Genomic DNA, 25,411 nt, shown 5'->3' on the forward strand with positions numbered 1-25,411 from the left:
ACCTCGAAGAACTCTACAAGAAGGCAACCTTTGTCCGCATTACAGGCGCAGGCCTCCGCGAATCGCACCCGCACGATGTGACCATCACGAAGGAAGCTCCGAACTACAGGACGGGTGACTAAGCCTTCTCTACAAAGGAATTAAAAACGGCGGGCGAAATGCTTGCCGTTTTTTTTTGAATTTGATTTTAATCGCTGAGTAGGTGGAAATTCAGGTACAGGGTGTAGGCGTGGATCTTGCGTGACATCGGTTCTGCAATTTCAGACGAATAGGCTGCCATCTTGACATAAGTATCTAAGCGGTAACCAACATCCATCCACTGCACTAGCTTATATTCTAGAGCGGTCTTGTTAAGCAGCAAAAAGTCCCAGCCGGTCACGCCATAATCGGGTGTGGTTCCTTCGATCGTTTTCATGGCGTCGATGGTAGTCTTGCTGAAAAATTTCCACTTGTTCTTGTAGAGGGTTTCCAGGGTGAGACTGTATTTTACGCCGGAATTGTACTGGTAACTGTCTTTATCTGGATGGTAGTCGGGGTTGAATTCCTGGATAATGTCGTCGTAGCCCATGTCTGCTGAACCGAGCATAATCCAATAGAGTTGGTTGATGACGCGGAAACGTGTACGCGGGGTTAGCCAGAGCGCGATATCCATAGCACCACCCAAAGACAGGGTGCTGACGGTTGCGAGGTCGCCGTAAAAGGTGTCGTAGTCAAGGTTGATTGAAAAGTCCAGCCAGTGTCCACGCGCGTGAATGTTTCGGTTAATGAGTTTTCCCATGACATCCAGTTGCAACATGGCGCCCTCGAAGCCGCCTTCGCTCATGAATTCAGCCTGAAAATAATCGAAGGGGCGCTTTACTTTCGTGTAGGGTTTTCCATACTCCAGCGAAACAGCAAGGAATCCGTGACGATCGTTCCATTCGGCGTCGACTTCGTCGGAATTTTCGCCACCCATACGGTAGACGGAACCAAATCGTGACCCCATGCCTGTCGCAACGGCGAGTTCGATGGGAACCCATCCCGTGTAAAAGTCGCGATTGCCAAACGCTTTCCGTTGAACATATCCGGCAGGTTCAAGTACGAATGCGGCAAGTTGCCTGTACCAAGGGGCGCCGGGTCTGTTGTAGACTGCACGCGAAAGTCTGTAGAGAGATTCGCCGAATATGGAGCCCGCAATTGAAGTAGAAATAAGGTCGTTTGGAGCGGGGTATTCCGTTTCGCAGAACATTTCCCAGGTAGAGCTGCCGAGGGCTGCAAATAGGAGGCTTGAGTAGAATCCGTAGCCGCCACCTCTTGCGGTGGCGAAGTACATGGAACCTTGATAGGGGTGGCCGTAGAAATTGATAGCCCAGTGATTATGGTCCCATTGCCAACCTTCGCGGAAGTTTCTTTTCCAGTAGCTGGGGCCGGTATGGGCATAGTTCTTGTCGAGAACATAATAATCCCAAGCCCATACGAATGCATTTTGCCCCAGGATTTCGGCAGATACAATAAAAGGATTTACATGAGTGCCATAAAGACTATCCTTGGGCACGACAAGGGTGTCTTTTTCGCTTTTCAAGACGGCGGAATCACCTAAAATAGCTGTGCGCAGAATTCTGGCCTCTTCGATGCTGAAAACCGCATTTTCGTCCTTCAACTTTTCGCGGAGGCTGTCAGGGATTGCCGCAATTTTTACCGAATCTATTTGCTGTGCGAATAGGGGGGCGCATAGAACGAAAATCGTTGCGAGTAATATTGAAAGGTGTTTGAAAAGCATGACCCATATCTAAAAAAGAGTAGGCGTTGTTTCAAGAATGACAGCCCGGATTTCTGATAAAGAGCTCGTTTGTCAAGATGATTGTTTTTCTATGCAAAAAAAGGACTTGTTCCGAAGAACAAATCCTGAAATAGAAATATATAACGGAGTCTGCGTTTGGGCGGCTCGTTGATGTATTACTTGTTTAGTTTTTGACGCCTTCGGCGTCCGCTGCGGCGTTCGGTCATACAGCCCAGTGAACTTGGCTGTGCGACACTCACTTTGCAAGCTTTTCAGTTGCGGCGGCGACGCTGAGCAGGTCGGCTTCCATAAACGGCTTGCCGATCCACTGGAGACCCACGGGAAGTCCGCCGGCCATGCCACACGGCACACTCACGCCCGGGAGGCCCGAAAGGTTCAGGCTCACGGTGTAGATGTCGCTGAGGTAAACGGCCATCGGGTCGGATTCGTTCATGCCGCACTTGAGCGGGAGTCCCGGCATCGTGGGGCTTGCGATTACGTCGCAGCTTTCGAATGCCTTGTTGAAGTCGTCGGTAATCAGGCGACGTACCTTCTGGGCCTGCACGTAGTAGGCGTCGTAGAAGCCTGCGGAAAGCACGTAGCTGCCGAGAAGAATGCGGCGCTGGACTTCCTTGCCGAAACCTTCGCTGCGGGACTTGGCGTACAGGTCAAAGAGCTTGCGGGCTTCTTTGCTGCGGTAGCCGTAGCGAACGCCGTCGTAGCGGGAAAGGTTCGAGCTTGCTTCGGCGGTTGCGATGATGTAGTAGCTGGACACGGCGTAGCTGATGTGCGGGAGGCTGATTTCCTTGAGGGTGGCGCCTTCGGCTTCGAGTTTCTTCAGCATGCCTTCGATGGCGGCCTTGCATTCGGCATCGAGGCCTTCGCCGAAGTATTCCTTCGGAACGCCGATCACCTTGCCCTTTACGCCGGCATTGAGCTTTGCGGTAAAGTCTTCGGTCGGGCGAGTGCTGGTGGTGTTGTCGTGGGGGTCGATGCCGCAGATAGCGCCGAGGAGGGTGGCGGTATCCTTGACGGTTGCACCGAAGGGGCCGATCTGGTCCAAGGAGCTAGCGTAAGCCAAGAGACCATAACGGGAGACGCGGCCGTAGGTGGGCTTCAAGCCCACAACGCCTGTGCAGGCGGCGGGCTGACGAATGGATCCACCGGTGTCGGAGCCGAGTGCACAGGCGACCGTGCCACTGGCCACGGCTACGGCCGAACCGCCACTGGAACCACCCGGAACGCGGGTCTCGTCGAGCGGGTTCACGACCTTGCCGAAGTAGGAGGTCTCGTTGCTCGAACCCATGGCGAATTCGTCCATGTTCGTCTTGCCGACGATGACTGCACCGGCGGCTTCGAGTTTTTCGATAGCGGTAGCGGTGTAGGGGGCGACAAAGTTTTCAAGAATCTTGGAGGCGGCCGTGGTGCGCGTGCCTTCGATGCACATGTTGTCCTTCACGGCGACCGGAATACCGTCGAGGGCGCCCAAGGTCTTTCCTTCGGCACGGCGCTTGTCCGATTCGGCGGCCTTCTGCAGGGCGCGTTCGTTCAAGACGCTAATGTAGGCGTTCAAGTTCTTGGTAGATTCAATCTTATTAAGAGATTCTTCGGCGAGCGAAACAGCGGTTGCGCCGCCAGCGAGCTTTGCTTGAAGTTCGTCAATAGTAAACATTACCTTTCTCCGGACCATTTCATGATGTAGATGCCGATAATCATGCCGATGACACTGACCACGTTCAGTTTGATGCCAAAACCGAGGGCGAGCTTGACGAGGTAGAGGTCAAGAACCACGGGCTCGGGCTTGTCGCCAAAACCGATGTTGAAATTGAACGACGACACGAAGAAGTTGTGGACCACGTTGTTGTATCCACCCGCGTTCATCAGTTCGCCAAGCTGGCCGAACAGCACCCCGAGGCATTCGCCCAGGATTCCGCCGATAATCAGGCCCAGCACAATAAACAGCAGTAAACGGCCAAAAGTATTCTTGCGATTCATGGTTATTAATATAGAAAAATGATTAGTAAATTTTTTTGAATTAACCTATCGTCTTTCGTCTGTAGGACCAATGGTCCGTTCTTTAGTCTATTTAATGCTCCAGTCAATGGGCTCTAGGCCCTTGCTTTTTAAGTATTCGTTTGCCTTGCTGAAATGTTTACATCCGAAGAATCCACGATAGGCAGAAAGCGGACTCGGGTGCGGGGCAGTTAATATCAGGTGCCCGCGATTTTTTGCGACTAGTTCCTGTTTCTTGATGGCGAAACTGCCCCAGAGCAGGAATACTAGGTTTTCGCGGGTTTCGGACAAACGCTTGATGATGGTGTCGGTGAACTGTTGCCAGCCGATTCCGGCATGGCTTGCTGCCATGTGGGCGCGCACCGTGAGCGATGCGTTCAGCAAAAGGATTCCCTGGTGAGCCCAACTTTCCAGGTTCCCGTGGGGGGGCGGATTGATTCCCAGGTCGTCGTGCAGTTCCTGGAAAATGTTGATGAGCGAGGGGGGCGGCTGGATTCCCATGGGTACCGAGAAGCAGAGCCCGTGAGCCTGCCCTGGATTGTGGTAGGGGTCCTGCCCGATAATGACCGCCTTGACCTTGTCGACCGGGCAAAAATCGAGGGCTGCAAAAATCTGGGATCCCGGAGGGTACACCACGTGGTGTTCCGCCTTCTCTTGCAAAAGCTTTTCCTTGATTTGTTTGAAGTAGGGTTGCTCGAACTGGTCGGCGAGCAGGTTCAGCCAGGATTCTTCGAGTTTAATGGACATTTGTTACCTTCTTCGCGAGGATGGCCACTTTTTCTCCGTAGGCGCGAGTGTAAAAAAGCGTAGCGGATTCTTTTCCCTTGGGTTTTAAACGCTTGATTTCGGCATCAGGGTCAAGTTTTACGCCGCGGAGCTTGAGCGTGATTTTGCCGATATCGTGTTCCTTGAGCAAGGCGCGGACGGCGCTCGTTGCAATTTCTGTATGGGCGAGAACCTCGTAGCAGGCGAAACCCGGTGCGGGGAGCGGCATACCGCTGGTGACGTAGGCGATACCTTCTGAAATCAGGTGTGCGCTTGGGTCGCAGGCGAGGGCCGCTGCATTAAAGAGGTGACTGCGGATAAGGACCGGTGCGGGCTCGGCGATATATTTGTCGAGTTCCCCGAGCGGAAGGTCGCTCTTGCTGGTTGCAGTGCGGTATGTGCGGTCTTTGCCTTCGAGGCTGTCGTTCTTGTCGAGTTTTTCTTGAAGTTCCTCGTCTAGTGTTTCGATGGAACGGTCGCGCGCCCGACTCCATTCGGCAAGTGTTTCGCCTGATTTGCCGATGACGACGGCGCGGACGGTGTCCGGGTTCTTGGCGAGCGCGCCGAACAGTACGAGGCATTCGCGGCAGTCGCTGTGACCGCCTAGATAAAGGATCTCGGTGCCATCGGGGATTTCTGCCGGCGGGTAGCCGGGCGGAAGCTTCGCCATGCCGCCCTTGTAGCGTTTGCTGATTTCGATGACTTCTTCGAGCGTGGGCGTCAGGTTGCGCAGGTCCCGTTGGTTTTCACCTTCGAGCGCGCGGCGGGCGGGGTCGATGGTGAAGTAGTCGGCCCCGTTTTCGACCAAGCGCACGTCCGCACAGAGGATGCCTACGGTTTTTCCGAGGGCTTGCATGTTGTAGCGGTACATGGCGAGACGGTTTTCGTCGAGGTCGATGCCGGAAACCCTTAGGGTTTCCGGCAAGAAAAAGCTATCGCCGCCCATGCCGCAACAGAGGTCGTTTACGGTACCTTCGCTTGGCCAAAGCCTTGCCTTCCAGCGCCCGATATCTTTAGCGGTACTTTGCTCCAGGGCGAGCCGGTCACAAAGCAGAAATTTGCTATTGCGGTTTTTGTCCTCAAAGAACTTTTCGCGAAACTTGGGCACGAGAGCCATGTAGTCCATGATGGCGGCCCGATTTTCGTTGGTATGGCCCTCTTTGGCGAGCCGTGTGGAAATCTGCAATGCATCCAGCCGCTTAGAAAGGGCTTCTTCGATAAAGCTCTGGACTTTGGCGGAGGTGAGAAGTTCGCTTAACGGCATGATCCCAATGTAGAAAAGATGCGAATGTATTTTGTGGCGTTGTCTGCATTATTTTACAATTTGCAAGGTACGGCATTGCCGCCGCCTAATTATATTTAGTTTATGGATTATAAAAAGGGCTTGGTTTTGGGTAGCGTATTCTTGTGCGCGAGCCTGTGTAGCTGTGGAGATGATTCCAGTACGTCATCCCTAGAGTATGATTATGAAATTGTTGGAGATTCTTCCGGTTCAACATCGGAGTTGTCGATTGAATCGAGCTCTGCGGAGAAAGAGTTGCCTCCGAATGAGCCTGAATCTTCGGAACAGCAGGCTCCTTTGGCGTCGTCGGCCTCGCCGTTTCCGGTTCAGTCTTCCGAAAACTCCGCTCCCGAAATTTCTTCGTCGACAGAGGAGTCGTCATCTTCTGAAAATCCGGAGGAATCGTCTTCGTCCGAAGCCTCGTCCTCGTCGATAAAGCTATTGGACTTCAACTTCTATAGGGGTGCAGATATTTCGACTGTGCAGGAGTACGAACGATTCAATGCAGATTTTTATGATGTGGACGGCAAGAAAACGGATATCTTTACTCTACTCAAGAATCATGGCTTCAATGCCATTCGCCTGAAAAATTTTGTCTCGCCACAGGCCAAGTATGGTTATGCGGCCGCTGGATGCGATCATGATGCCGAGTCTTATGCGGACAAGGATCATGTTGTTGCCTATGCCCAGAAAATCAAGGCTGCGGGCATGGCTTTCTTACTCGATATCCACTATAGCGATAACTGGGCCGATCCTGGTAAGCAGACTATCCCGTCGCGTTGGCGTTCTGTGCAAAGTTCCGATGCCATGGCCGATTCCGTATATAATTATACCTATGACCTGATGAATGCTCTTAGACAGGTAGATGCCATTCCCGAGATGGTGCAAATCGGTAACGAGACGACTCCGGGAATTTTGATGCATGTGCCAAATAGCGGTACGAACTGCTGGGGAGATGGGGTCGATCTAGCACCGGCTTCTGTCAGCGGAAATATGGGCACATCGAGTGGCAAGGCGAATGCAGGTAAATATTTCAGGGCTGGAATTCGAGCGGTCAAGGCGGTTTCGCCTTCGACCAAAACCGTCCTTCATATCGAAAGCATCCGCAAGCCGAATAATGTCAATTGGTGGATGACCGAAATATTCAAGAACCAGAATGTTCCTGCAGATATAATGGGTTTTTCTGCCTATACGGCCTATGGTGATGGTCCTCCGGATAATTGGGTTAGTTTATTCAAAAGTCTTACGTTGGAGTATCCCAATCTTGAATTTATCGTAGCCGAATATAATGGCGGCGATAAGGAAAACCATTATCCGGGCGATGGTTCCCGCAAGCGTACTGACGAAATGGTCCGCAGTTTGGACCGCTGGATAGGTGCGTTCTTCTGGGAGCCTACCATGAGCGGTGCTTGGGGTTCGGCTCTTTTTGACTGGAATGGAAAGGATCTTTACGCCGATAAGGACGCTTTCGACGAATACAGAGTGAATTTCTAGACTTCGGGGGCGGTTTCCGTTCTGCTATTTTTCTACATTGCCGGGTATGAATATAGAAGACTGGCGTATCCGTATCGATGAGTTGAATGACGAACTTATCGCCCTCTTGAACAAGCGGGCGACCTATGCGACAGAAATCGGCAAGATCAAGAAGGAAAGGGGACTTCCGGTTTTTGATGCTTCTAGGGAACAGACTGTTCTTGAAAAGGTTGCCGGCTTAACCAAGGGCCCCCTTTCGCCAGAATCTATCAAGACAATTTTTCAAGTCATCATGCAAGAAACTCGCAAGGTGGAAGAATGATGGAACGCCTGACTTTGGTGGGTTTCGGCCTTTTGGCGAGTTCCATTGCTGCTGCGCTCAAGCAGGCTGGCAAGAAGACAGTAGTTCGTGCGGTGAGTAGCAAGGCGACGCTTGATCGCGCTTTCGAACTGAAACTTGCCGATGAATTCTTTACTTACGATCAAGTGGAACAGTGGGTCGATGGTTCCAGTGTCATTCTTCTCTGCGCTCCGATCCTTCATATTCTGAAGACGATAGAAGCTCTTTCTAAGGTTGATGCATCGAAACTGAGAAATTCAGAACAGAAAATCTTGGTGAGCGATATAGGATCGACCAAGGTGGAAATCTGCAAGGCCGGTTCCAAGTTGCCGCGACCGTTCGTTTTTGTCGGAAGCCATCCCATGGCGGGTTCCGAAAAGCGCACGCTCGAATACAATGACCCGTCAATTTTTGAAAACGCCTATTGGTTTGTTTGTCCGCCCGAGGGAGTGAAGGAGCCGGATTATCAGTCGCTTTTGGACCTGGTTTCTTTCGTCGGGGCGCATGCTGTCGTATTTCCGCCGGAACATCATGACCGTACCATGGCGTGGGTCTCGCACATGCCTCAGATGCTTTCGTCTACATTGGCGGCGAGCATGCCTCCGCGCCTGCTGGACTACAATTACCAGCACTATGCAGGGCGCGCTTTCAGGGACATGACCCGTATTGCGGCATCGGGCTGGAATATGTGGCACGATATTGCGGTAACGAACCGCGACCAGACTGTACTTGCGCTTCGCGAAGTGCGTGAGGGACTCGACAAGACGATTGATGCGATGGATTGCCTGCAGGTGGTTCGTGACGGAAAACCTTCGGCGGATGATTGTTCTGGCAATTTGGAATCCGTTTTCAAGGCTGGCAACGAAGGTCGTGCGAGTCTGTTTGCCCCCGGTCGCAATGCGGCTTCTGCATTCTCCGAAATTACGGTCCCATTGAAGGATGTTCCGGGAGCGCTGCTGCAGGTGCTAGAACCGCTAGCCAAGAGTAATTTGAATATCCGCGATATCGAACTTATGAAGGTTCGCGAAAATATTGCCGGAACCCTGTTACTTGCTTTTAAGACTCCCGATGAGGCAGGCCGTGCTGTAAAGATTTTGCAGCAGCTTGGCTATGATGTAAAGGAACGCTAATGGAATTTGTACTGAACCCAGACCGAGAACGCATGGAGCTTGCGCTTACGATGGCGCTGCTCGTGAATGGGCGCACCGTGTTTGAGGATTTTTCGTTTGCAGCCGGAGTTGAACCTTTTGCCGAAGCCCTCCAGGAATTCGGGCTTTCTTATGCGCAACAGGGACATCAGCTGGTGCTGACGGGTAGGGGCTTCCAGTATACGCTTCCTACACTTCTGCCGATGGGCATGAGTGAATCCCGTTTGGTGATGATCTGGACTTTAGCCTCGAAGGATTTGGATCAGGTCTATACATTTGCTGCCGATGATGACGAGGCTGGGCGTGAGCATGTTCAGGATGCTAGAAATCTCTTGCAGAAGTATTTTAAGGTCAATCCTGTGACCGATGAACCTTCAAAGTTTTCTTTTTCTTTTGCAGCCGAGGATCCGGTGCTCAAGAAGGATTCTCTCGGGAACATTCCGCACCTGATGCGCAACCGCATGTTGTTACGGACCCTTTTGCGCAGTGAATATCTGTCCTTTGAAGAAAAAGGCTCGGTTCACGATCAGTGGACCAAGATGCTCATGTACTTTGGCGTGAGTCTCCGTTACGAAAGCCGCGGTATGGAACAGTTGACGGAACTGGAACGCCGCATGATGATGGCTCGTGGACAGAAAATAGAGCGTACGCAGTTTACCGAGATTTCGGAAACGCCGGTGATTACGGGACGTGACTACTATATTCCTGGCGATACGACCGAGGCGATGGCCCTCGTGTTGTTGACGACGATTGCTGGCATTCCGAAGAATACCGAAGTGTGCCTGAAGAATGTTGATTTGAATAGTGGCCGCGCCGGGGCGTTAACTTGCCTCAAACGCATGGGTGGTAATTTCGAGACGGTGAGCCGTCGCGAAAGATTTGGCGACGTGTATGGCGATATTATGGTGTATCCGCTTGCCTCCGGCAAGCGGTTGCAGGGCCGACGCTTTTCCGAAGATACGATGGCGACGGGAATCGAGGAATTCCCGTTCCTTGCTGTGGCGGCCTGCTTCGCCGAAGGCGAAACGATCTTGCGCATTCCGAAGGAAATGCGCAAGGAAATGCGCCTCGTGAACGAGGCTTTGGCAGAAAATTTGCGCAAGACTGGCGCCGAAGTCGGTGTCTACGACGATGGTCTTGTCATTCGTGGACTAGAAACGATTGTGAACGGTAGTGACTTTGACGGGGGAGAGGTGCCGCAGAATGGCCTTGCCCTCTCGGTGCTTTCGACGGCACTCGAAAATGAGGAGCCTGTCGCGCATGCGGATCTAGTTGAGGCCGAATATCCGGGCGTATTGCAGAAGTTAAAGGATTTGCTTGCCATGGCGAATGCAAAACCGGAGGACGCATGAAACCGGTAAAACAGCTCCGCTTTGAAAAAATTGGTATTGTCGGTTGGAAGGACAAAAGTCCCGATTTGGCTCTCGCTCTCGAAAATATTTCGGAGTGGGCATCTTCGCATCCGCAGGTGACTTTCTGTGTACTCGAAAACCTGAAGGAACTCGTCAAAAACCCTATCAAGGTGGTCAAGGAAGTGAACCTTTGCAAGGTGGACCTGCTTCTTGCGATTGGAGGGGATGGCACGGTTCTTTCGGCGGCGCATATTGCGCTTGGCCACGATATCCCGATTCTCGGAGTGAATGCGGGGCGAGTGGGTTTTTTGGCCGAGACACGAGTTGACTTCCTGATGCAGACTTTGGATAGCCTGTTTGAGGGGGATTATTCTACGCGGGAACGCATGATGGTCGATGCTGTGGTATACCGCGGCAGGAAGAAGATTTGTACGCAGACGGTGCTGAACGAGGTTCATATCCGTGCCCATGCTCCCGAGCGTATGGTGAACGTGAACGTGGAATACAATGGAACCTGCCTGACCGATTATTGGGCTGATTCACTGCTCGTATCAACGCCGACGGGATCGACCGCCTATAACCTTGCGGCTGGCGGTCCGATCATTCACCCGTCCACTCCCGCGGTGGTATTGACGCCTGTTGCTCCAGGCAGTCTGTCTGTGCGTCCGCTGGTCCTTTCGCTTTCTTCCAAGAAACTGCAGATGAAGACTGCGGTGGGGAAGTCGCTTGACCTGGTGTTCGATGGCCGAACGACTGTGGTCCTGAAGCCGACGGATGTAGTAACGCTGGTCGAAAGCAAATCGGTGACGACATTTATACGCTTGAGGCACACCGGATTCGTGGGCGCGCTTCGCGAAAAGCTCGGTTGGACTGGAAAACCGCGTCAAGTATAGTTCATTTTCGCCATATTCGGGCAAAATTCCTATATTTATGCATATGAGTGAATTTTTGCATAAATATAGCGTCGGGCCTGTTGTTCCTCAAACTTTTACAAAGGATTATGGGGAACAGGGCTTTATGCTGGAGAGTGGCAAGACTCTCCCGGCGCTTGAAATCCGTTATGAAACTTACGGAACCTTGAATGCGGACCGCAGCAATGTAGTCTGGGTCTGTTCCCCGCTGACGGCAGATGCCCATGTGGCTGGCTATTATAGCGAAAATGACAGGAAACCCGGCTGGTGGGACGCCTTGATTGGCCCTGGAAAGCCTGTCGATACGGACAAGTTCTTTGTCGTGTGCAGCAATATTCTTGGCGGATGCAAGGGGACGACTGGTCCAGCCAGCGTCAATCCGCGTACGGGAAAGCCTTACGGAAGCACTTTCCCGATGATTACGATTGGCGACATGGTGAAGGCTCAGCGAGAGCTTGCGAAGGGACTGGGAATTGATGACCTCTGCTGTGTCATAGGCGGCTCCATGGGTGGATTCCAGGCCATGAAATGGGCTATCTACTATCCGGAGCTCGTGCACCGATGCATTGTGATTGCCAGTTCTCCGCGTTTCAGTAGCCAGGCGCTCGGTTTTGAAATTGTTGCCCGCGACGTGATAACGCAGGACCCGAACTTTAATGGGGGAGACTATTACGAATCGGCTCACCCCGATGTGGGGCTTTCGAATGCGCGTAAGCTGGCCCATATTACGTATCTGAGCGCCGTAGGCATGGAACAGAAGTTCAAGCGTGCCCAGGATCAGGAAAATAAGAATCACTCGGTTACTTACAGTACTCCGTTTGATTTGAACTTGCCGCTCGAAAGCTATCTGCGCTATCAGGGGTCGAAGTTTGTCGACCGTTTCGATGCCAATAGTTATTTGCACATTGCACATGCGACGGATACCTTCGACCTTGAGACGGAATATGGTTCCCTTGAGGCAGCCTTCAAGGATGTGAAGGCTGAATTCCTGAATGTGAACCTGAGTACCGACTGGCTATTCCCGCCGCACGAATCCCGCCGCATAACGAGTGCACTCCTGAATGCGGGCAAGGTAGTGACAAGCCTCGAACTCGATACGCAGTTCGGACATGACGGATTCCTTATCGAAGTGGGTGACCTCGGTAAGGCCGTGGGCCGTTTCCTCGATAGTAAGATTATTCCGGCATCTCCGGAAACGCAGGTGATGCCAGTGTTCCATGACACCGAGGACTTTGACTTTATTGAAAGTTTGGTCGAAGAAAACAGCAAGGTGCTGGATCTCGGTTGCGGTAGCGGTGAATTGCTTGATTTCTTGAATAAGAAGAAGCATGTGAAGATTATCGGCATCGAGCGCAATTTCAACAGTATTCTGGATTGTCTCGAAAACGACGTGCCCGTAATCCAGCGTGATCTAGACGAAAATGGAATCAGCGATTTTAAGGATGGAAGCTTCGATTACGCTATTATCAATCGAACGATTCAGGAAATCCGTGACCCGGTAGCCCTATTGAATGAACTGTTGCGTGTGGCGAAGCGCGCTATCGTGACATTCCCGAATTTCGGACACTGGACCACTCGCGGAAGCCTCATGTTGCATGGACGCATGCCGAAATCTAAGGAATTGCCGTATGAATGGTACGATACGCCAAACATTCGCCTTCTGACGCTCAAAGATTTCTATACTCTATGTGATAAGGAAAGTCTGAAGATCGAGAGTATCCGCTATCAGAACGAACACAAGATGAGTAAGTTTCTAACGGCGCTTGGCCTCAAGAATTTCGGCACGGAACATGTCATGGCTATGGTGAGTAAAAAGTAGTTGATTTATAGATAGAGGAAAAAATGGCAATCTTATCGATGACGGGGTTTGGAAAGAGTGAATCGATGTACCAGGGAGCAAACTGCGTCATCGAAATCCGCTGTGTCAACAACCGTTTTCTGGACATTTCGTGCAAGTTGCCCAAGAATTTGGCTTATCTCGAAAATTCCTTCAAGAACCAGATTAAGGACAAGCTTGTTCGTGGTTCTGTCATCTTTAACATAACGCTGGGTTCTGGCAATGCCGGCAACATTCCTGTTTGCTACAATGAAGGGGCTATTGCGAAGTTTGTGGATATTACCCGTCAGATGCAGCAGAAGTTCGGCATTACGGGCGATATCAAGCTGGAACATATCCTCGCGCTCCCCGAAGTACTGCAGTTTACCGATGCTGATGCCGATTCTGAGGCGCTCGAAAAACATCTGGCTGCAGAGCTTGACAAGGCGCTAGACCAGGTAAATGCCATGCGTGCCAAGGAAGGTGCGAATCTCGCTCGCGATCTCGAAGGTCGCGTGAATCACTTGAATGAAGTGCTTGACAAGATTGAAGTGCTCGATCCCGAGCGCATAGAAGTGTGGAAAGGCAAGTTCAAGGAACGCATCAACATGCTGCTGAAGGATTCCGAGATTGATGATGTGCGCCTGTTGCAGGAAGCCTGTATCATGGCCGATAAGCTTGACATTCACGAAGAAATTACGCGTTTCCGTAGCCATAACAAGTTGTTCCTGAACGCCCTTAAGGAAGGGGGGGCGCAGGGCAAGAACCTCGGCTTTATTCTGCAGGAAATGGGCCGCGAAGCCAATACGCTTGGAACCAAGTGCCAGAGTGCAGATATTGCTGCCCTAGCCATCGAGCTCAAGAACGAGGTCGAATGTATCCGTGAGCAGAGCTTGAATATCCTGTAGTGAAGTCTGGTTCCGTTTGTGAACGCAAATCATGATAAAATCCCGCTTTTGAGTGGGATTTTCTTGTATTTTTAGGAAAAACTTAAAAAAGGACGGAACATGGATAATTTCAACTTCTACAGCCCCACAGAATTCGTATTCGGCATGAACCGTGAAAATGAATGCGGTGAACTCGTCAAAAAGTATGGCGGCACCAAGGTGCTGATTCATTACGGAGGGGGCTCCGCAGTGCGTTCGGGGTTGATTGACCGCGTGAAGGCAAGCCTCGATGCTGCAGGAATCCCGCATGTGGAACTCGGTGGCGTGAAGCCGAACCCGCACGATTCGCTCGTGTACAAGGGCATTGAAATTGTTCGCGAAAATGGGATTGATTTTATTTTGGCGGTGGGCGGCGGCTCTACGATTGATAGCTCCAAGGCCATTGCGATGGGTGTTCCCTATAAGGGTGATTTCTGGGACTTTTACGATGGCAAGGCCTCTGCTGCATGCGCGCTCCCGATTGGCGTGGTGCAGACGATTGCGGCGGCCGGTTCCGAAGGTAGCGGCGACTCCGTGGTGACCAAGGAAGACGGCATGCTCAAGCGCGGCGCGAGCAGCGAGCACATTCGCCCGAAGTTTGCGGTGCAGAATCCGGCCTTGCTTTGCACTTTGCCTGCATACCAGACGGCCTGCGGCATTACCGACATTATGGCTCACGTTTTTGAACGCTACTTCACGAATACGCTCGAAGTGGAAATTACCGACCGCCTGTGCGAAGCGGTGCTCCTCACGATGGTGAAGGAAGGCCCGCGCGCCATTGCCGACCCCGCCAACTACCAGGTGCGTGCGAACATCATGTGGGCGGGGACGGTAGCCCACAACGGCGTTGTGGGCTGCGGGCGCAGTCAGGACTGGAACAGCCACGCCATCGAGCACGAACTTTCTGCGCTTTATGACTGCGCCCATGGCGCGGGCCTTGCAGTCATCATGCCCGCCTGGATGGAATATGTGGTGGATCATAATGTGATGCGCTTTGCCCAGATGGCTACCCGCGTGTTCGGCTGCGAGATGAATTTTGAAAATCCGAAGGCGACCGCCCTCGAAGGCATCAAGGCTTTCCGCCGGTTCTTGCATTCCATCGGCATGCCCATCAACTTTGCTGAACTGGGTGCCAAGGAAGAAGACATCCCGAAGATGGTGGAAAAGCTGAACCCGGGTGACGGCTGGGGCTTTGTCCCGCTCAAGGCGAAGGACGTGACCGAAATCTACAAGATCGCAGCACACGCAACGGTGTAACTAGCTATGAGCAGTGAGGTCGTGCTTCGCACTTTGAGGTTTGAGGCGCTTGTAGGCGTGATTATAACCTCAAAGGACGCCGAAGGCGGCCGTGCTCATACCTCATACCTCACATACTCAATATGATTGCACTATTCATCGGTGGAACAGGAACTATCAGCATGGCCATCACGCGCCTTGCTGCATCTCAGGGCTGGAAACTTTACCTGCTCAATCGCGGGAACCGCCCCGCAGAAGATATCCCCGCAGGGGTTGAAATCATTAACGCCGACATCTACGACGAAGCTGCCGTTGCCGAAAAACTCAAGGGCATGGAGTTCGACGTGGTCTGCGATTTTATCGTATTCCATCCGAGTGCGCTTGAACGCGACTACCGCCTTTTCAAGGGCAAGACCAAGCAGTTCATGTACATCAGTTCTGCGAGCGCCTACCAGAAGCCGCTTTCGGATTACCGCGTTACCGAAGGGACACCTCTTGCGAACCCGTACTGGGAATACTCCCGTAACAAGATTGCTGGCGAAGAATTCCTCATGCGAAAATACCGCGAAGAGGGATTCCCGATTACGATTGTGCGTCCAAGCCACACTTACGATGAACGCCACATTCCGTTGGGCGTTCACGGCAAGAACGGAAGCTGGCAAATTGCGAAGCGCATGCTGCAGGGCAAGCCGGTCATCATTCACGGTGACGGTACGAGCCTCTGGACCATGACTTTCAACACCGACTTTGCCCGCGGCTTTGTGGGCCTGATGGGCAACGTGCATGCTATTGGAGAATCGTTCCAGATTACAAGCGACGAAACCTTGACATGGAATCAGATTTACAAGGCTGTTGCCGATGCGCTGGGCGTTGAACTCAAGCCCTACTACGTGTCTTCGCAGTTCCTTGCGGATGTGAGTGACTACGATTTGCTGGGGAGCCTCATAGGCGATAAAGCGAATTCCGTGGTGTTCGACAATTCCAAACTCAAGCGTGCTGTGCCGAATTTCCGCACCGAGGTCCGCTTTGACCAGGGAATCCGCCGCACTATTGATTACGTGCTAGCGCATCCGGAATTTCAGAAAGAAGATCCCGAATTCGACGCCTGGTGCGACAAGGTGATTGAAACGCTGGAAAGTGCAAAGGCGGCTTTGCGCTAACGGTCAAGCGCTTGCTTGTGAAATTATCGGCTCAGTTCCACCACATAGTCGGCGGCATTCACGAAATCTTGCGCATGCTCGATGGCGATGACGGTGTGGCCCGCTTCGGTGAGGCCGTGAATCAGGTCGAGTAGATGCTGGATGTCCTTTTGATGGAGCCCGCGGGCGGGTTCGTCGAAAAGGAAGAGCGTGTTCGGCGCCTTCGCGCGGGCAAGCGCGATGGAAAGACGCAAACGGGCGCGTTCGCCGCCGGAAAGGTGCGACGTGGTTTGCCCGAGGCGCAAGTAGTCGAGCCCGGTATCGATCAAGGGCTTCAACTTGTCGGCGAAGGGCTTCATATTAATGAACAATTTGTAGGCTTCGCCGACTTCTAGGTCATAGATGTCGGCGATGGAAAGCGACTTGAAGCGGACTTCAAGAATTTCATCTTTGAAACGTCTGCCGAGGCACACGGGGCATTCGGATTCTTCGTAGCCCGCGGGGTCGAGGATGACGCCTTCACCCTTGCAGTTTTCGCAGCGGCCCCCGGGGGCGTGCGTCGCGAATTTGCTTGCGGTGTAGCCGCGGACCTTGCTTTCGGGGAGTTTCGCGAACAGGTCGCGGAGAATCGTGTTCAGGTTGATGGCCGAGGCGACGGTACTGCGGCGGTTTCCGTGGAAATCGCCTGTCGAAAGAATCGATAGTGCCTGGATGCCGAGACTTTCGAATTCGCCCTTGGAGGCACGCGGGGCTAAGTTCCTGAAGAAAATCGTAGACTTGCCGCTACCGCTCTGGCCCGTGATGACACTGAACTTTTGAATCGGAAAATGCGCAGTGACCGGCTTCATGTCGAATAAGGCGAAATTTTCGATATTGATTGCTTCGCTTTGCTCGCAATGACGTTTTTTGGATTGCTTTGTTTTGTTTGAGGTCGGCTCCGCTGTAATTTTCGCAATGACGTTCTTTTTCTTCTCGTCCAAAAGCTTAATCCAATTTCCCGTAGGCGATGCTGGATTGCCAAGAACTTCTTTCGCGGTTCCTTGCAGCAGAATTTCGCCACCCTTTTCGCCGGCGCCAGGTCCCATTTCAATAATCCAGTCCGCTTTCTTGATGAGGGCTGGGTTGTGGTCAATAAGGACGAGCGTGTTTCCGCGAGACTGTACCTTCTTGAGGACTTTCCAAAGGGCTTCCACATCGCTCTGGTGTAATCCGCTGGCGGGTTCGTCGAGGACAATCAAAAGGTTGTTCAGGTGCCCGGTGCTGAGGCTCGAAAGCCGAAGTCTCTGGACTTCACCACCCGATAGGGTGGCGCCTGCACGCCCTGCCGTAAGGTATCCGATATCCAAATCGACAATCGCCTGGATGCGGTCAATCAATGTGCGGAATGCGGGCTGCTGCTTTACCGTCAGTCGATTGTCGAACAGGGCGTGCAGCCGGCTTTCGAGTTTCGCGAAAGGCGTGTTCAAAATGTCTTGCCAAGTGATAGGCTTGCCACTGCCACAGTCAATTGCAGCGCGGAGCAGGCCTTCATTCAGGCGTAATCCCTTGCAATGGTGACATTCTTCTTCGCTTTCGCCTTCGGCCTTGCCCGTTCCCAGACAATTGGGACATGCGCTTGTTCGCGAGTATGGCGAAAGGTCTTCGGCGGTGAGTTGCCTTAGCTGCAGGATTCCGTGGGTCTCGCAGCGAGGAACGGTGCTGTAAAGCCTAGGTTGACCGTTGATGTCTAGAGTGAGGCTTCCATGGGTGAGCTTCAGGACTCCGTCCACGGCTTCGGCAATACGTGTGCGCGTGTTCTCGCGGACGATCACGCGATCGACAACGATAAAGAATTTTTCGGGGACGATTTCCTTCTCTCTTGCAGTCAGGTCGGCGAGCGAGTAGCTGACGCCGTCGGCGAAAGCGCGCGTAAAACCTTGTGCGAGGAAAAGGGCCGAAAGTTTGTCGAGGTTTGTCTTGTTGACTTCAATCTTGGCGAGGAACTGAAGCTTTGATCCCTGAGGCAGGCTCGCGATTTCGCGAATCATGTCTTCCCGGCTTTCGCTTGTCGTCGGTTTTCCGCAAAGAGGGCATGCCTGTTTTGCGTTTGCTGCAAAAAGAGCTCTCAAGGTGCTGTCACATTCCGAGATGCTTAACGCATAAGCCTTGGCGGGTGTTTCTCCGTGGCTGGGGCCAATGGCTAGGCTTGCGGGCAAGCCTTCGGCACAGTCCAGTGGAATAATGCGGCGTCCACCTAGAAGTTCGGCTGCAAATGGGGATAATGTTTCGAGGTAGCGCCTTTTGGATTCCCCGTGCAGGGTGTCGAGGACGAGTGTCGATTTTCCGCAACCCGAAGGACCGCATACGACCGTTATCTTGCCCAGTGGAAACTGGGCATCTACGTTTTTCAGGTTATGCAACCTGCAACCGCGTATGGATATGAAATTTGAACCGGCCACGAGTTACATCATCCATTATCAATTGTCAATTATCAATTACTCTCGGATGGTGAATCTCAGTTCGCCGAACGGAGTGCAGAAATCCAGGTTTTCGAGGTTGTTTTCTTCGACTCCGGCGAACATGCGGTAGCCGCCGCCGATAGAGACCTCAAGCATTTTCGTGATACGGTAGTTGAAATGAACGGCCATGTCGGCAATAAACACGTAGTCTTCGGACTGGAATCCTTCGTCGCCATTTTCAAGTGTGTTAATGGCACCGCCGCCGATACGGACGGGTACCGAGATGGCAAAGTCGCTGATCCTAATGGGGAAGAGCTCTACGAAGGCGCCGAAGGAATTGTAATTGACGAGCTGCTTCTGCGGTACATTGTAGTTGCGGACATCGCTAATCGTGGAAACGTACCACATACCGGTCGAAAGTAGCGGGTTAAGGTCAATGCCGATGCGAAGTGACATGAAAATGGTTCCGTCATCTGCGATCATGGAATTTCCTCCGCCGATGCCGACGAGTGCTTTGATTCCGTCGTTTTTTTCTTCTTCGGGAGTGAACTTGACACTGCGGAGTTCTGCGTTGGCGAAGGCCGTGATGGCGATAATGAGCAAGAGAATCTTTTTCATAAGAGTATTCCTTATGGTAAATGGCTTCGGCTACATCCTGTCATGGGTCATGTTTAACCCTTCAGAGGGGCTTCCTTCCCAGTTCCAAATACGGTCTTTCGCCTCGGGCCAGTTGCAGATTGTCCAGACAATGGAGTTTCCGCAAAGCACGATGGTCCAAATGCCGAATACGAGGAAGAGAATGAGCGGAATGAAGGCTAGTGATCCGTAGAAGATGGACATTCTGGTCACGAGCATTGTCTGGATGAGCATGAGAATCTTTACATAAATGTTAATGCAGACCCAGGCGAGTGCCGTAATGCCGAGCGAAGAGAGCAAAAGTCTTTTCTTGGTGTAATTCTTGGGGTCTGGCCTAGCTGGCAGCGCGTATAGGGTCATGAATACGACTAGCATGAATGCTCCGTGGAAGGTCGCGTACCAGAAGGCGTTGATAAGGGTCTTTAGGACGGAAGGATCGAAATGGAACCCGTCCACGATAATCACGGAAAGGACATGTTGCATGTGGTTCACGAAACCTGCGTAAAGCCCGATGATGCCTGCGAAGATGAGAAGCAGGGGGGTGTAGATACGGATTTGCTTGTGTAACGGTCGGGATACCTTGTTTTCCCAAACCACGTTGAAGTTCGATTCTAGACTTCCGAAGGCGAGGATGAAGGTGATGAATAGACCGAGTGCGCCGATAAATCCTAGTTTACCGATAGGCACATGTTCTGCATTTTCAACGATGGTGATAATGGGGTCAATGGGCCATTTTAGGTCGAAAATGGCCAGCAAGTGTGGAAGATAGTCCGACACGAAATTGCCGAATCCGACGGCGATCGTGATGGACGTTAGTAAGATTAGTAGGGGTACGACAGCTAAAAAAGTTGTGTAGGTGAGGGCTGCGGCACGAGTAAGTCCATGGAAGTATAGAAAAGACTTGCCTGCGATAATGGCGATTTTGACGGGGGTGACGGAGCGCGCGGCTATCGCGTCGAAAAGCCGTTCCCAGGAAAAGTTTTTGAACCAATCGGGCATAACTGGCTAGAAAATCTAGAAAAAAAGGTGGATTTGGCGTTGCGAATTGTCCACATTTTGAGAAAAACATACCTAAATGTGGACTTTTTATTTTAACAAACGACTTATAAATCTAATATAATTGTATATTTTGAAAAATAATGTAGACTTTTTATAAATTATTGATTATCTTTGAAAAAGAGAATGCTGTACATGAACCGTTGTCTATGGACTGCGAAATGACAGAAAAAATGCGCTGTTCTAAGGAGCGGCAAATATATTAAGGGATGAACTTCACTATTTGGAGTAATTATGGGTAGAGTGACTAAAGTTTCTATGATGCTGACCGGCCTGTTGGTTGCGGGCATGGCTGTTCCGTCTTTCGCGGCGACCCGCCAGATGGAAAAACTTTCGCGAGGTCTTGCCGTTGCGAACACGGGCAAGGGTATGCTTGTGAGCTGGCGCCTCTTGGGCACCGAGAATCCGGACACGGAATTCAACCTTTACCGCGACGGAACGAAAATCGCCACCATCGGAAAGACTGCTGGCACGAACTACCTGGACGCTGACGGCAAGACGACTTCCAAGTACACGGTTGCCGCAGTGGTTGGCGGCAAGGAAGGCAAGGCGGAAGGTGCGCTTATCGTGTTGGACCAGAACAGCAAGGGGTTCCCGTACAAGACCATCAAGGGTCTCAATGTACCCAAGGACCAGACGATGCCGGACGGTTCCACATGCAGCTACAGCCCCAACGACATGAGCGTGGGTGACCTGGATGGCGACGGCGAGCTGGATTTGGTTCTCAAGTGGGATCCGAACAATTCCAAGGACAATTCCCAGTCGGGTTACACGGGATCGGTGTTTATTGACGGTCTGAAGATGGATGGAACCCTCCTGTGGCGTATCGACCTGGGCAAGAATATCCGTGCCGGCGCCCATTACACCCAGTTTATGGTCTACGACCTAGATGGCGACGGAATTGCCGAAATCGTGATGAAAACTTCCGACGGCACTGTCGACGGCAAGGGCAAGGTCATTGGCGACGGATCCAAGGATTATCGCTCCTCTTCGGGAACGATCATGACCGGTAACGAATTCCTGACGGTGTTCAAGGGAAATACCGGCGAGGCCGTTCATACGATTAACTATTGGCCTGCCCGCGGAAAGATTTCGGGGGATACCTACGGTAACCGCGACAACCGTATGCTGGCGGCGATTGCCTACCTGGACGGGGTTCACCCGAGTGTCATCATGAGCCGCGGTTACTATACCGAATTCTTTGTGGCTGCCTAGGATGTTGACCGCAAGGACCTCAAGTCCCGCTGGCTGCAAAGTTCCGACAAGAAGGGGCAGGGGCTTTACGGCGAAGGCAACCACAACCTTTCCGTTGGCGACCTGGATGGCGACGGCTTCGACGAAATCGTTATGGGGGCTGCCGCACTCAATCACGACGGTACACTCAGAGAGGTATTTTTTCTGATGGATACCGGTGATTATATGACGGATGAAAGTAAGACTGAATACGGTGTCACCGATCCTGATGAGGTTTATGACGGCGTAAAGCTGTCACAGGTTGAGTGGTATAAAGATAAGCATGATTCAATTGAAAAAGAATACGGTGAATTCAGGTCTGTGACGGTTGTTCATATTCCTCCTTATCAGACAGAACGCGAATATGCCGACAGTGACTTCCTTTACGGTGAAAAACGCGAGGGTGTATGCGAATCAGGCTTCGATGCGGGACTTATTGACGCTATGCTCGAAAAGGGAAGCGGGCAGGCTGTATATTTCGGACACGACCATGTGAATGATTTCGGAGTTATGTATGAAGATATTCTCTTATCATATATTCAGCCGTCAGGCTACGGTGCATATAATATGCAGACAAAGTTTGATGCTCCCGAAGATCAGTGGATTCAGGGATGTACGGTTCTTGATATTGCAGAAGACGGAACATATATTGCTGAAAGAATATATAATCACAAATAAGATATGAAATTATTGCCTTTTATTTTCACTGTTATTTCAGTGCTGATGCCGATAATTACACAAAAAACCGGACTTTCCGCAAGGTACGGACTCAGGATAAAAATGCTGTGTGCGTCTTTATATCTTACAGTCGGAATTTTATCTGCCGTTGCTTTTTTCAGAGTTACTGCATATTCTGCTATGATACTTGTTGCTCTGATTTTCGGTTTTCTCGGAGATTTTTTCTTAAGCTACAATAATGAGAAGTACTTTCTTTATGGGGTTATGCTCTTTGCCATCGGACACATTGTCTACAGCTGTGTATTTCTGTTTTCGGGAGAATCGAAAGCGGCAGATTATATAATTGCAGTGCTGATAATGTCAACGGTGCTTTATTTGCCGGTACTATACTTAATAAAGGTTAAAATTGATCTGAAGAAAATAGAAGCTGCATTTCTTGTTTATGCTTCAGTTTTGGTTTTTTCATTTGTCTGCGGTTTTTTAAGAGGTATTCTGATGATAAAAAACGGTAATACCTTTCAGGGCTTGTGTGTGATTACGGGCTCGGTTCTGTTTATTACATCGGATGTTATATTGGGTCTGAATCACGGCGGAGTAAAGCTTCCGAAGCTTTTCAGACATGCTGTTTCCTATACTTATTTCCCTGCACAGACTCTTTTTGCGCTCAGTATTTATTTTCAACAGGATATGGTTTTATGAATGATAAATTTATTCCCGTTATGCGTTTTGCCGTATGCAGTGACTCTCATATAGAGGGCATTGATTCAGCGGGATACAAAAGACTGAAAAAAGCAGTTGATACAGGTTTTTCATTTGCGGAAAATGATATTCACTACAGGAAGCTCGATGCTTTTTTTGTTGCAGGTGATATTACCGACAGAGGACGTGCTGAGGAGTTTGATGCCTTTAAGCATATTTATGATTATGTAACCGGAAAAGGCACACAGATGCTTTGTGTTGTTGCAAAAGGTCATGATTCAATAAGTATGGGAAAAAAATCTCTGGAGTATTATGAAACCCTCACAAATCAGCCTTCAGATTTTCATAAGGTTATAGGAGGATATCATTTCATAGGTCTTTCAACATGCAGATTGCCTGAGATATATTACACTCCGTTACAGAGAAAATGGCTTATAAATGAGCTTGATAAGGCAGTGAGAGATACTCCGCATAAGCCTGTCTTTCTTATGCACCACGAGCACGTAAAGTATACGGTTTTCGGAAGCAATGAAATTGATGGCTGGGGACATGATTTTTTTACTCCGATACTGAAAAAATATCCCAATACGGTTGATTTTTCAGGTCATTCCCATTATCCGTTGAATGATCCGCGGTCATTGTGGCAGAATGAATATACTGCAATAGGCACAGGGGCACTGAAATATACGGAGCTTACCGTGGACGGCGAACGAAAATTTCATCCGGAAAACAGAAGTGAATGCGGCAATTTCTGGATTGTTGAAATTGACGGACAGAATAATGTTCATCTTCTGGGTATGGATTGTGAAGCAGAAAAAGTACTTTGTGAGTATTATCTCGGCAACCCTGCCGATATAAGCAACAGAGAATATACCGAAGAAAAACAAAGGCTCAGAAGCAAGCCTCCCGTTTTTCCTGATGAAGCAGAAATAATAATCAAAAACGGATGTATTGAATATCCGAAAGCTCTCAGCAGAGACGGTATGCCTGTGTTTATTTACAGAGTATATGTTTACGATAAAAACGGAAAAGAAGCTGTATCAGCAAAGACTGTTCCGTCATATTATCTGTACAATACCGAAGACAGACTCCGTACAGATATCGGACATCCTCCTGCCGGTGTATACACTGTCAGAATCACAGCAGAAAATGCTTACGGACTTCAATCAGAGTATATAGAAAAAACAGCAGAATTTTAAGGAGAAAATCATATGGGTAAATTAACAGAAAAGCTTCAGAAATTTATGGATAATCCCGATGTGGCTTTTAAAGAGCAGATGGGCTATGTTTCGGGTGTGTTCGGAAACTGTATGGGACAGGATTCCGTAAGCACATATACTGACCAGTTTATGTATGACTATATGGGTCTTGAATCAAAGCATATGGTTGCCATGAAATCGACAACCACTGCAGTAAATATCTTTATTGCACCCATAGTCGGAGCAATGCTTGATAATAATCGTTCGGGAAAAGGTAATGCCAGAAGATTTATGATGGCTTCGGCAATTCCTTTTACCCTGGCTTCTGTGCTTATATTTGTTGTGCCGTCAACTTCTCTTACTTTTAATCTTATATGGAGCTTCCTGCTTTATCTTACATTCAATATAGCTGACACATTTTTTGATGTGGCATTATCAACTCTTTCCGTACGAATGACTCCCAATGCAAAATCCAGAAAAAATTTCTATACCGTGGCTCAGGTTGCTTCAACCTTAGGCTCGATGTTCCCCGGTTGGCTTGTTCCTATTATTATTGATGCTATGGACGGAGACTATAATACTGAAAAATGGGCATTCTTCACAGTTGCTCTTCTTTTTGGCATTCTCGGTCTTTTTACAATGCTGGTTCCGTGTATGACGCTAAAAGAAAGAAACCTTGTTCTTCCTCCCGATAATAAGAAAAAGGTGAAAATTGACTATAGGCTGATATTACTCAACAGACCTCTTCTTCTTTTGTGTCTGGCAAACTGCGTTGAGTCGGTAAGAAGGGTATGTTATAACTCACTGCCATTCTTTTATAAGCAGACGTTGGGCAGATACGGAATGAAAACTTATGTTGAAATGGCTTCATCAGCACTTTCATACGGTGGTCTTTTTTCGATTCCCTTTATAGGCAGAAAGCTTTCATCGAGAGATATTGTTGTTGCCGGCTATCTTCTTACCGGAGTATGTTACATACTTCTTGGTTTAGCAGGATATAAAAATCTCTGGATTGTAGGTATTCTTATTGCTGTCGGCGGTCTTCCTAATGCAGGTATGAGCGCTGCAAAAAGAGTGCTGCTTGCCGACTCAACAGATTATATGGAATGGAAGAGCTATCAGAAATACGGCATAGCAAAGCGTAACGAAGGTATGGTTTTTGCTTTCAGCACTATGATTTCAAGAATTTCAGCACTTTGGAAAGAGCTTCTTGTTAACGGCGGCCTTGCGCTTATCGGCTATCAGAGTGCGCAGATGATTAATGGCGAAATGGTTGAGGCAATTCAGACTCCTGAAACCTTGCACGGCATCT

Annotated in this window: 21 protein-coding genes and 1 pseudogene; 14 read left to right on the forward strand and 8 right to left on the reverse strand. The window is 50.4% G+C overall.

Annotated features, from left to right (window positions below; all coding sequences use genetic code 11):
- Nucleotides 1–187 precede the first annotated feature (187 nt).
- From Q0628_RS14710 to Q0628_RS14730, 5 genes are all read right to left on the reverse strand, one after another.
- Complete coding sequence (locus tag Q0628_RS14710; RefSeq protein ID WP_298772262.1) at nucleotides 188–1,759, reverse strand: DUF3943 domain-containing protein; 1,572 nt, start codon at nucleotides 1,757–1,759, stop codon at nucleotides 188–190.
- A gap of 256 nt (nucleotides 1,760–2,015) precedes the next feature.
- Nucleotides 2,016–3,431 (reverse strand): Asp-tRNA(Asn)/Glu-tRNA(Gln) amidotransferase subunit GatA, encoded by a 1,416-nt coding sequence (gatA, locus tag Q0628_RS14715; RefSeq protein WP_298772263.1) that lies wholly within the window; start codon nucleotides 3,429–3,431, stop codon nucleotides 2,016–2,018.
- Nucleotides 3,431–3,754: a DUF4321 domain-containing protein gene (locus Q0628_RS14720; RefSeq protein WP_072980824.1), complete on the reverse strand. Its 324-nt coding sequence runs from the start codon at nucleotides 3,752–3,754 to the stop codon at nucleotides 3,431–3,433. Before Q0628_RS14720 ends, gatA begins: the two co-directional genes overlap by 1 nt.
- A gap of 87 nt (nucleotides 3,755–3,841) precedes the next feature.
- Nucleotides 3,842–4,519 carry a uracil-DNA glycosylase gene (gene ung / locus Q0628_RS14725; protein WP_298772266.1) on the reverse strand — a complete coding sequence of 226 codons (678 nt, stop codon included), beginning with the start codon at nucleotides 4,517–4,519 and terminating at the stop codon, nucleotides 3,842–3,844.
- Complete coding sequence (locus Q0628_RS14730; protein WP_298772268.1) at nucleotides 4,509–5,801, reverse strand: hypothetical protein; 1,293 nt, start codon at nucleotides 5,799–5,801, stop codon at nucleotides 4,509–4,511. The genes ung and Q0628_RS14730 overlap by 11 nt, the downstream gene beginning before the upstream one ends.
- 102 nt (nucleotides 5,802–5,903) lie before the next feature.
- Between Q0628_RS14730 and Q0628_RS14735 the strand changes: the two genes are divergently transcribed.
- From Q0628_RS14735 to Q0628_RS14775, 9 genes are all read left to right on the forward strand, one after another.
- Nucleotides 5,904–7,313, forward strand: a complete 1,410-nt coding sequence (locus Q0628_RS14735; protein WP_298772270.1) for a glycosyl hydrolase 53 family protein — start codon at nucleotides 5,904–5,906, stop codon at nucleotides 7,311–7,313.
- Between the two features lie 46 nt (nucleotides 7,314–7,359).
- Complete coding sequence (locus Q0628_RS14740; protein WP_298772272.1) at nucleotides 7,360–7,614, forward strand: chorismate mutase; 255 nt, start codon at nucleotides 7,360–7,362, stop codon at nucleotides 7,612–7,614.
- Nucleotides 7,611–8,762 carry a prephenate dehydrogenase/arogenate dehydrogenase family protein gene (locus tag Q0628_RS14745; protein WP_298772274.1) on the forward strand — a complete coding sequence of 384 codons (1,152 nt, stop codon included), beginning with the start codon at nucleotides 7,611–7,613 and terminating at the stop codon, nucleotides 8,760–8,762. The genes Q0628_RS14740 and Q0628_RS14745 overlap by 4 nt, the downstream gene beginning before the upstream one ends.
- On the forward strand, nucleotides 8,762–10,132 hold the full coding sequence (locus Q0628_RS14750) for a 3-phosphoshikimate 1-carboxyvinyltransferase (protein WP_298772276.1): 1,371 nt from the start codon (nucleotides 8,762–8,764) through the stop codon (nucleotides 10,130–10,132). Before Q0628_RS14745 ends, Q0628_RS14750 begins: the two co-directional genes overlap by 1 nt.
- Entirely contained in the window at nucleotides 10,129–11,025 is an 897-nt protein-coding gene (locus Q0628_RS14755) for an NAD(+)/NADH kinase (RefSeq protein WP_298772279.1), read from the forward strand. The genes Q0628_RS14750 and Q0628_RS14755 overlap by 4 nt, the downstream gene beginning before the upstream one ends.
- Before the next feature lie 43 nt (nucleotides 11,026–11,068).
- Nucleotides 11,069–12,862: a homoserine O-acetyltransferase gene (locus tag Q0628_RS14760; protein WP_298772281.1), complete on the forward strand. Its 1,794-nt coding sequence runs from the start codon at nucleotides 11,069–11,071 to the stop codon at nucleotides 12,860–12,862.
- A 23-nt stretch (nucleotides 12,863–12,885) separates the two neighbouring features.
- The gene (locus Q0628_RS14765) at nucleotides 12,886–13,767 is read left to right on the forward strand and encodes a YicC/YloC family endoribonuclease (protein WP_298772283.1); all 882 of its coding nucleotides are present in this window, start codon (nucleotides 12,886–12,888) and stop codon (nucleotides 13,765–13,767) included.
- Between the two features lie 99 nt (nucleotides 13,768–13,866).
- Nucleotides 13,867–15,042 carry an iron-containing alcohol dehydrogenase gene (locus Q0628_RS14770; RefSeq protein ID WP_298772285.1) on the forward strand — a complete coding sequence of 392 codons (1,176 nt, stop codon included), beginning with the start codon at nucleotides 13,867–13,869 and terminating at the stop codon, nucleotides 15,040–15,042.
- Between the two features lie 122 nt (nucleotides 15,043–15,164).
- Nucleotides 15,165–16,181, forward strand: a complete 1,017-nt coding sequence (locus tag Q0628_RS14775) for an SDR family oxidoreductase (RefSeq protein ID WP_298772287.1) — start codon at nucleotides 15,165–15,167, stop codon at nucleotides 16,179–16,181.
- Between the two features lie 23 nt (nucleotides 16,182–16,204).
- Here the strand turns inward: Q0628_RS14775 and Q0628_RS14780 are convergent, their stop codons facing one another.
- The 3 genes from Q0628_RS14780 to Q0628_RS14790 form a co-directional block, all read right to left on the reverse strand.
- Nucleotides 16,205–18,559 carry an ABC transporter gene (locus Q0628_RS14780; RefSeq protein ID WP_298772289.1) on the reverse strand — a complete coding sequence of 785 codons (2,355 nt, stop codon included), beginning with the start codon at nucleotides 18,557–18,559 and terminating at the stop codon, nucleotides 16,205–16,207.
- Nucleotides 18,560–18,634: 75 nt separating this feature from the next.
- Nucleotides 18,635–19,216: a hypothetical protein gene (locus Q0628_RS14785; RefSeq protein WP_298772290.1), complete on the reverse strand. Its 582-nt coding sequence runs from the start codon at nucleotides 19,214–19,216 to the stop codon at nucleotides 18,635–18,637.
- A 30-nt stretch (nucleotides 19,217–19,246) separates the two neighbouring features.
- Nucleotides 19,247–20,233, reverse strand: a complete 987-nt coding sequence (locus Q0628_RS14790) for a YihY/virulence factor BrkB family protein (protein ID WP_298772291.1) — start codon at nucleotides 20,231–20,233, stop codon at nucleotides 19,247–19,249.
- Nucleotides 20,234–20,611: 378 nt separating this feature from the next.
- On the opposite strand from Q0628_RS14790, the pseudogene Q0628_RS14795 reads away from it, so the two are divergent.
- From Q0628_RS14795 to Q0628_RS14815, 5 genes and pseudogenes are all read left to right on the forward strand, one after another.
- Nucleotides 20,612–21,661: pseudogene (locus Q0628_RS14795) on the forward strand (rhamnogalacturonan lyase); the annotation flags it as partial.
- 30 nt (nucleotides 21,662–21,691) lie between these two features.
- Complete coding sequence (locus Q0628_RS14800; RefSeq protein ID WP_298772296.1) at nucleotides 21,692–22,201, forward strand: hypothetical protein; 510 nt, start codon at nucleotides 21,692–21,694, stop codon at nucleotides 22,199–22,201.
- A gap of 3 nt (nucleotides 22,202–22,204) precedes the next feature.
- Nucleotides 22,205–22,900, forward strand: a complete 696-nt coding sequence (locus Q0628_RS14805) for a lysoplasmalogenase (protein WP_298772297.1) — start codon at nucleotides 22,205–22,207, stop codon at nucleotides 22,898–22,900.
- Nucleotides 22,897–24,099, forward strand: coding sequence for a metallophosphoesterase (locus Q0628_RS14810; protein ID WP_298772299.1), 1,203 nt, complete (start codon nucleotides 22,897–22,899; stop codon nucleotides 24,097–24,099). Before Q0628_RS14805 ends, Q0628_RS14810 begins: the two co-directional genes overlap by 4 nt.
- A 12-nt stretch (nucleotides 24,100–24,111) precedes the next feature.
- The coding region (locus Q0628_RS14815) for an MFS transporter (protein ID WP_298772301.1) at nucleotides 24,112–25,411 on the forward strand (1,300 nt) is incomplete at its 3' end.

Origin of the sequence: uncultured Fibrobacter sp., assembly GCF_937877005.1 — a bacterium.
GTDB lineage: Bacteria > Fibrobacterota > Fibrobacteria > Fibrobacterales > Fibrobacteraceae > Fibrobacter.

Bases quoted from the DNA above. Each gene is read 5' to 3' on its own strand.
- Q0628_RS14710 (WP_298772262.1), bottom strand. From the start codon at position 1,759: ATGCTTTTCAAACACCTTTCAATATTACTCGCAACGATTTTCGTTCTA.
- gatA (WP_298772263.1), bottom strand. From the start codon at position 3,431: ATGTTTACTATTGACGAACTTCAAGCAAAGCTCGCTGGCGGCGCAACC.
- Q0628_RS14720 (WP_072980824.1), bottom strand. From the start codon at position 3,754: ATGAATCGCAAGAATACTTTTGGCCGTTTACTGCTGTTTATTGTGCTG.
- ung (WP_298772266.1), bottom strand. From the start codon at position 4,519: ATGTCCATTAAACTCGAAGAATCCTGGCTGAACCTGCTCGCCGACCAG.
- Q0628_RS14730 (WP_298772268.1), bottom strand. From the start codon at position 5,801: ATGCCGTTAAGCGAACTTCTCACCTCCGCCAAAGTCCAGAGCTTTATC.
- Q0628_RS14735 (WP_298772270.1), top strand. From the start codon at position 5,904: ATGGATTATAAAAAGGGCTTGGTTTTGGGTAGCGTATTCTTGTGCGCG.
- Q0628_RS14740 (WP_298772272.1), top strand. From the start codon at position 7,360: ATGAATATAGAAGACTGGCGTATCCGTATCGATGAGTTGAATGACGAA.
- Q0628_RS14745 (WP_298772274.1), top strand. From the start codon at position 7,611: ATGATGGAACGCCTGACTTTGGTGGGTTTCGGCCTTTTGGCGAGTTCC.
- Q0628_RS14750 (WP_298772276.1), top strand. From the start codon at position 8,762: ATGGAATTTGTACTGAACCCAGACCGAGAACGCATGGAGCTTGCGCTT.
- Q0628_RS14755 (WP_298772279.1), top strand. From the start codon at position 10,129: ATGAAACCGGTAAAACAGCTCCGCTTTGAAAAAATTGGTATTGTCGGT.
- Q0628_RS14760 (WP_298772281.1), top strand. From the start codon at position 11,069: ATGAGTGAATTTTTGCATAAATATAGCGTCGGGCCTGTTGTTCCTCAA.
- Q0628_RS14765 (WP_298772283.1), top strand. From the start codon at position 12,886: ATGGCAATCTTATCGATGACGGGGTTTGGAAAGAGTGAATCGATGTAC.
- Q0628_RS14770 (WP_298772285.1), top strand. From the start codon at position 13,867: ATGGATAATTTCAACTTCTACAGCCCCACAGAATTCGTATTCGGCATG.
- Q0628_RS14775 (WP_298772287.1), top strand. From the start codon at position 15,165: ATGATTGCACTATTCATCGGTGGAACAGGAACTATCAGCATGGCCATC.
- Q0628_RS14785 (WP_298772290.1), bottom strand. From the start codon at position 19,216: ATGAAAAAGATTCTCTTGCTCATTATCGCCATCACGGCCTTCGCCAAC.
- Q0628_RS14790 (WP_298772291.1), bottom strand. From the start codon at position 20,233: ATGCCCGATTGGTTCAAAAACTTTTCCTGGGAACGGCTTTTCGACGCG.
- Q0628_RS14800 (WP_298772296.1), top strand. From the start codon at position 21,692: ATGGATACCGGTGATTATATGACGGATGAAAGTAAGACTGAATACGGT.
- Q0628_RS14805 (WP_298772297.1), top strand. From the start codon at position 22,205: ATGAAATTATTGCCTTTTATTTTCACTGTTATTTCAGTGCTGATGCCG.
- Q0628_RS14810 (WP_298772299.1), top strand. From the start codon at position 22,897: ATGAATGATAAATTTATTCCCGTTATGCGTTTTGCCGTATGCAGTGAC.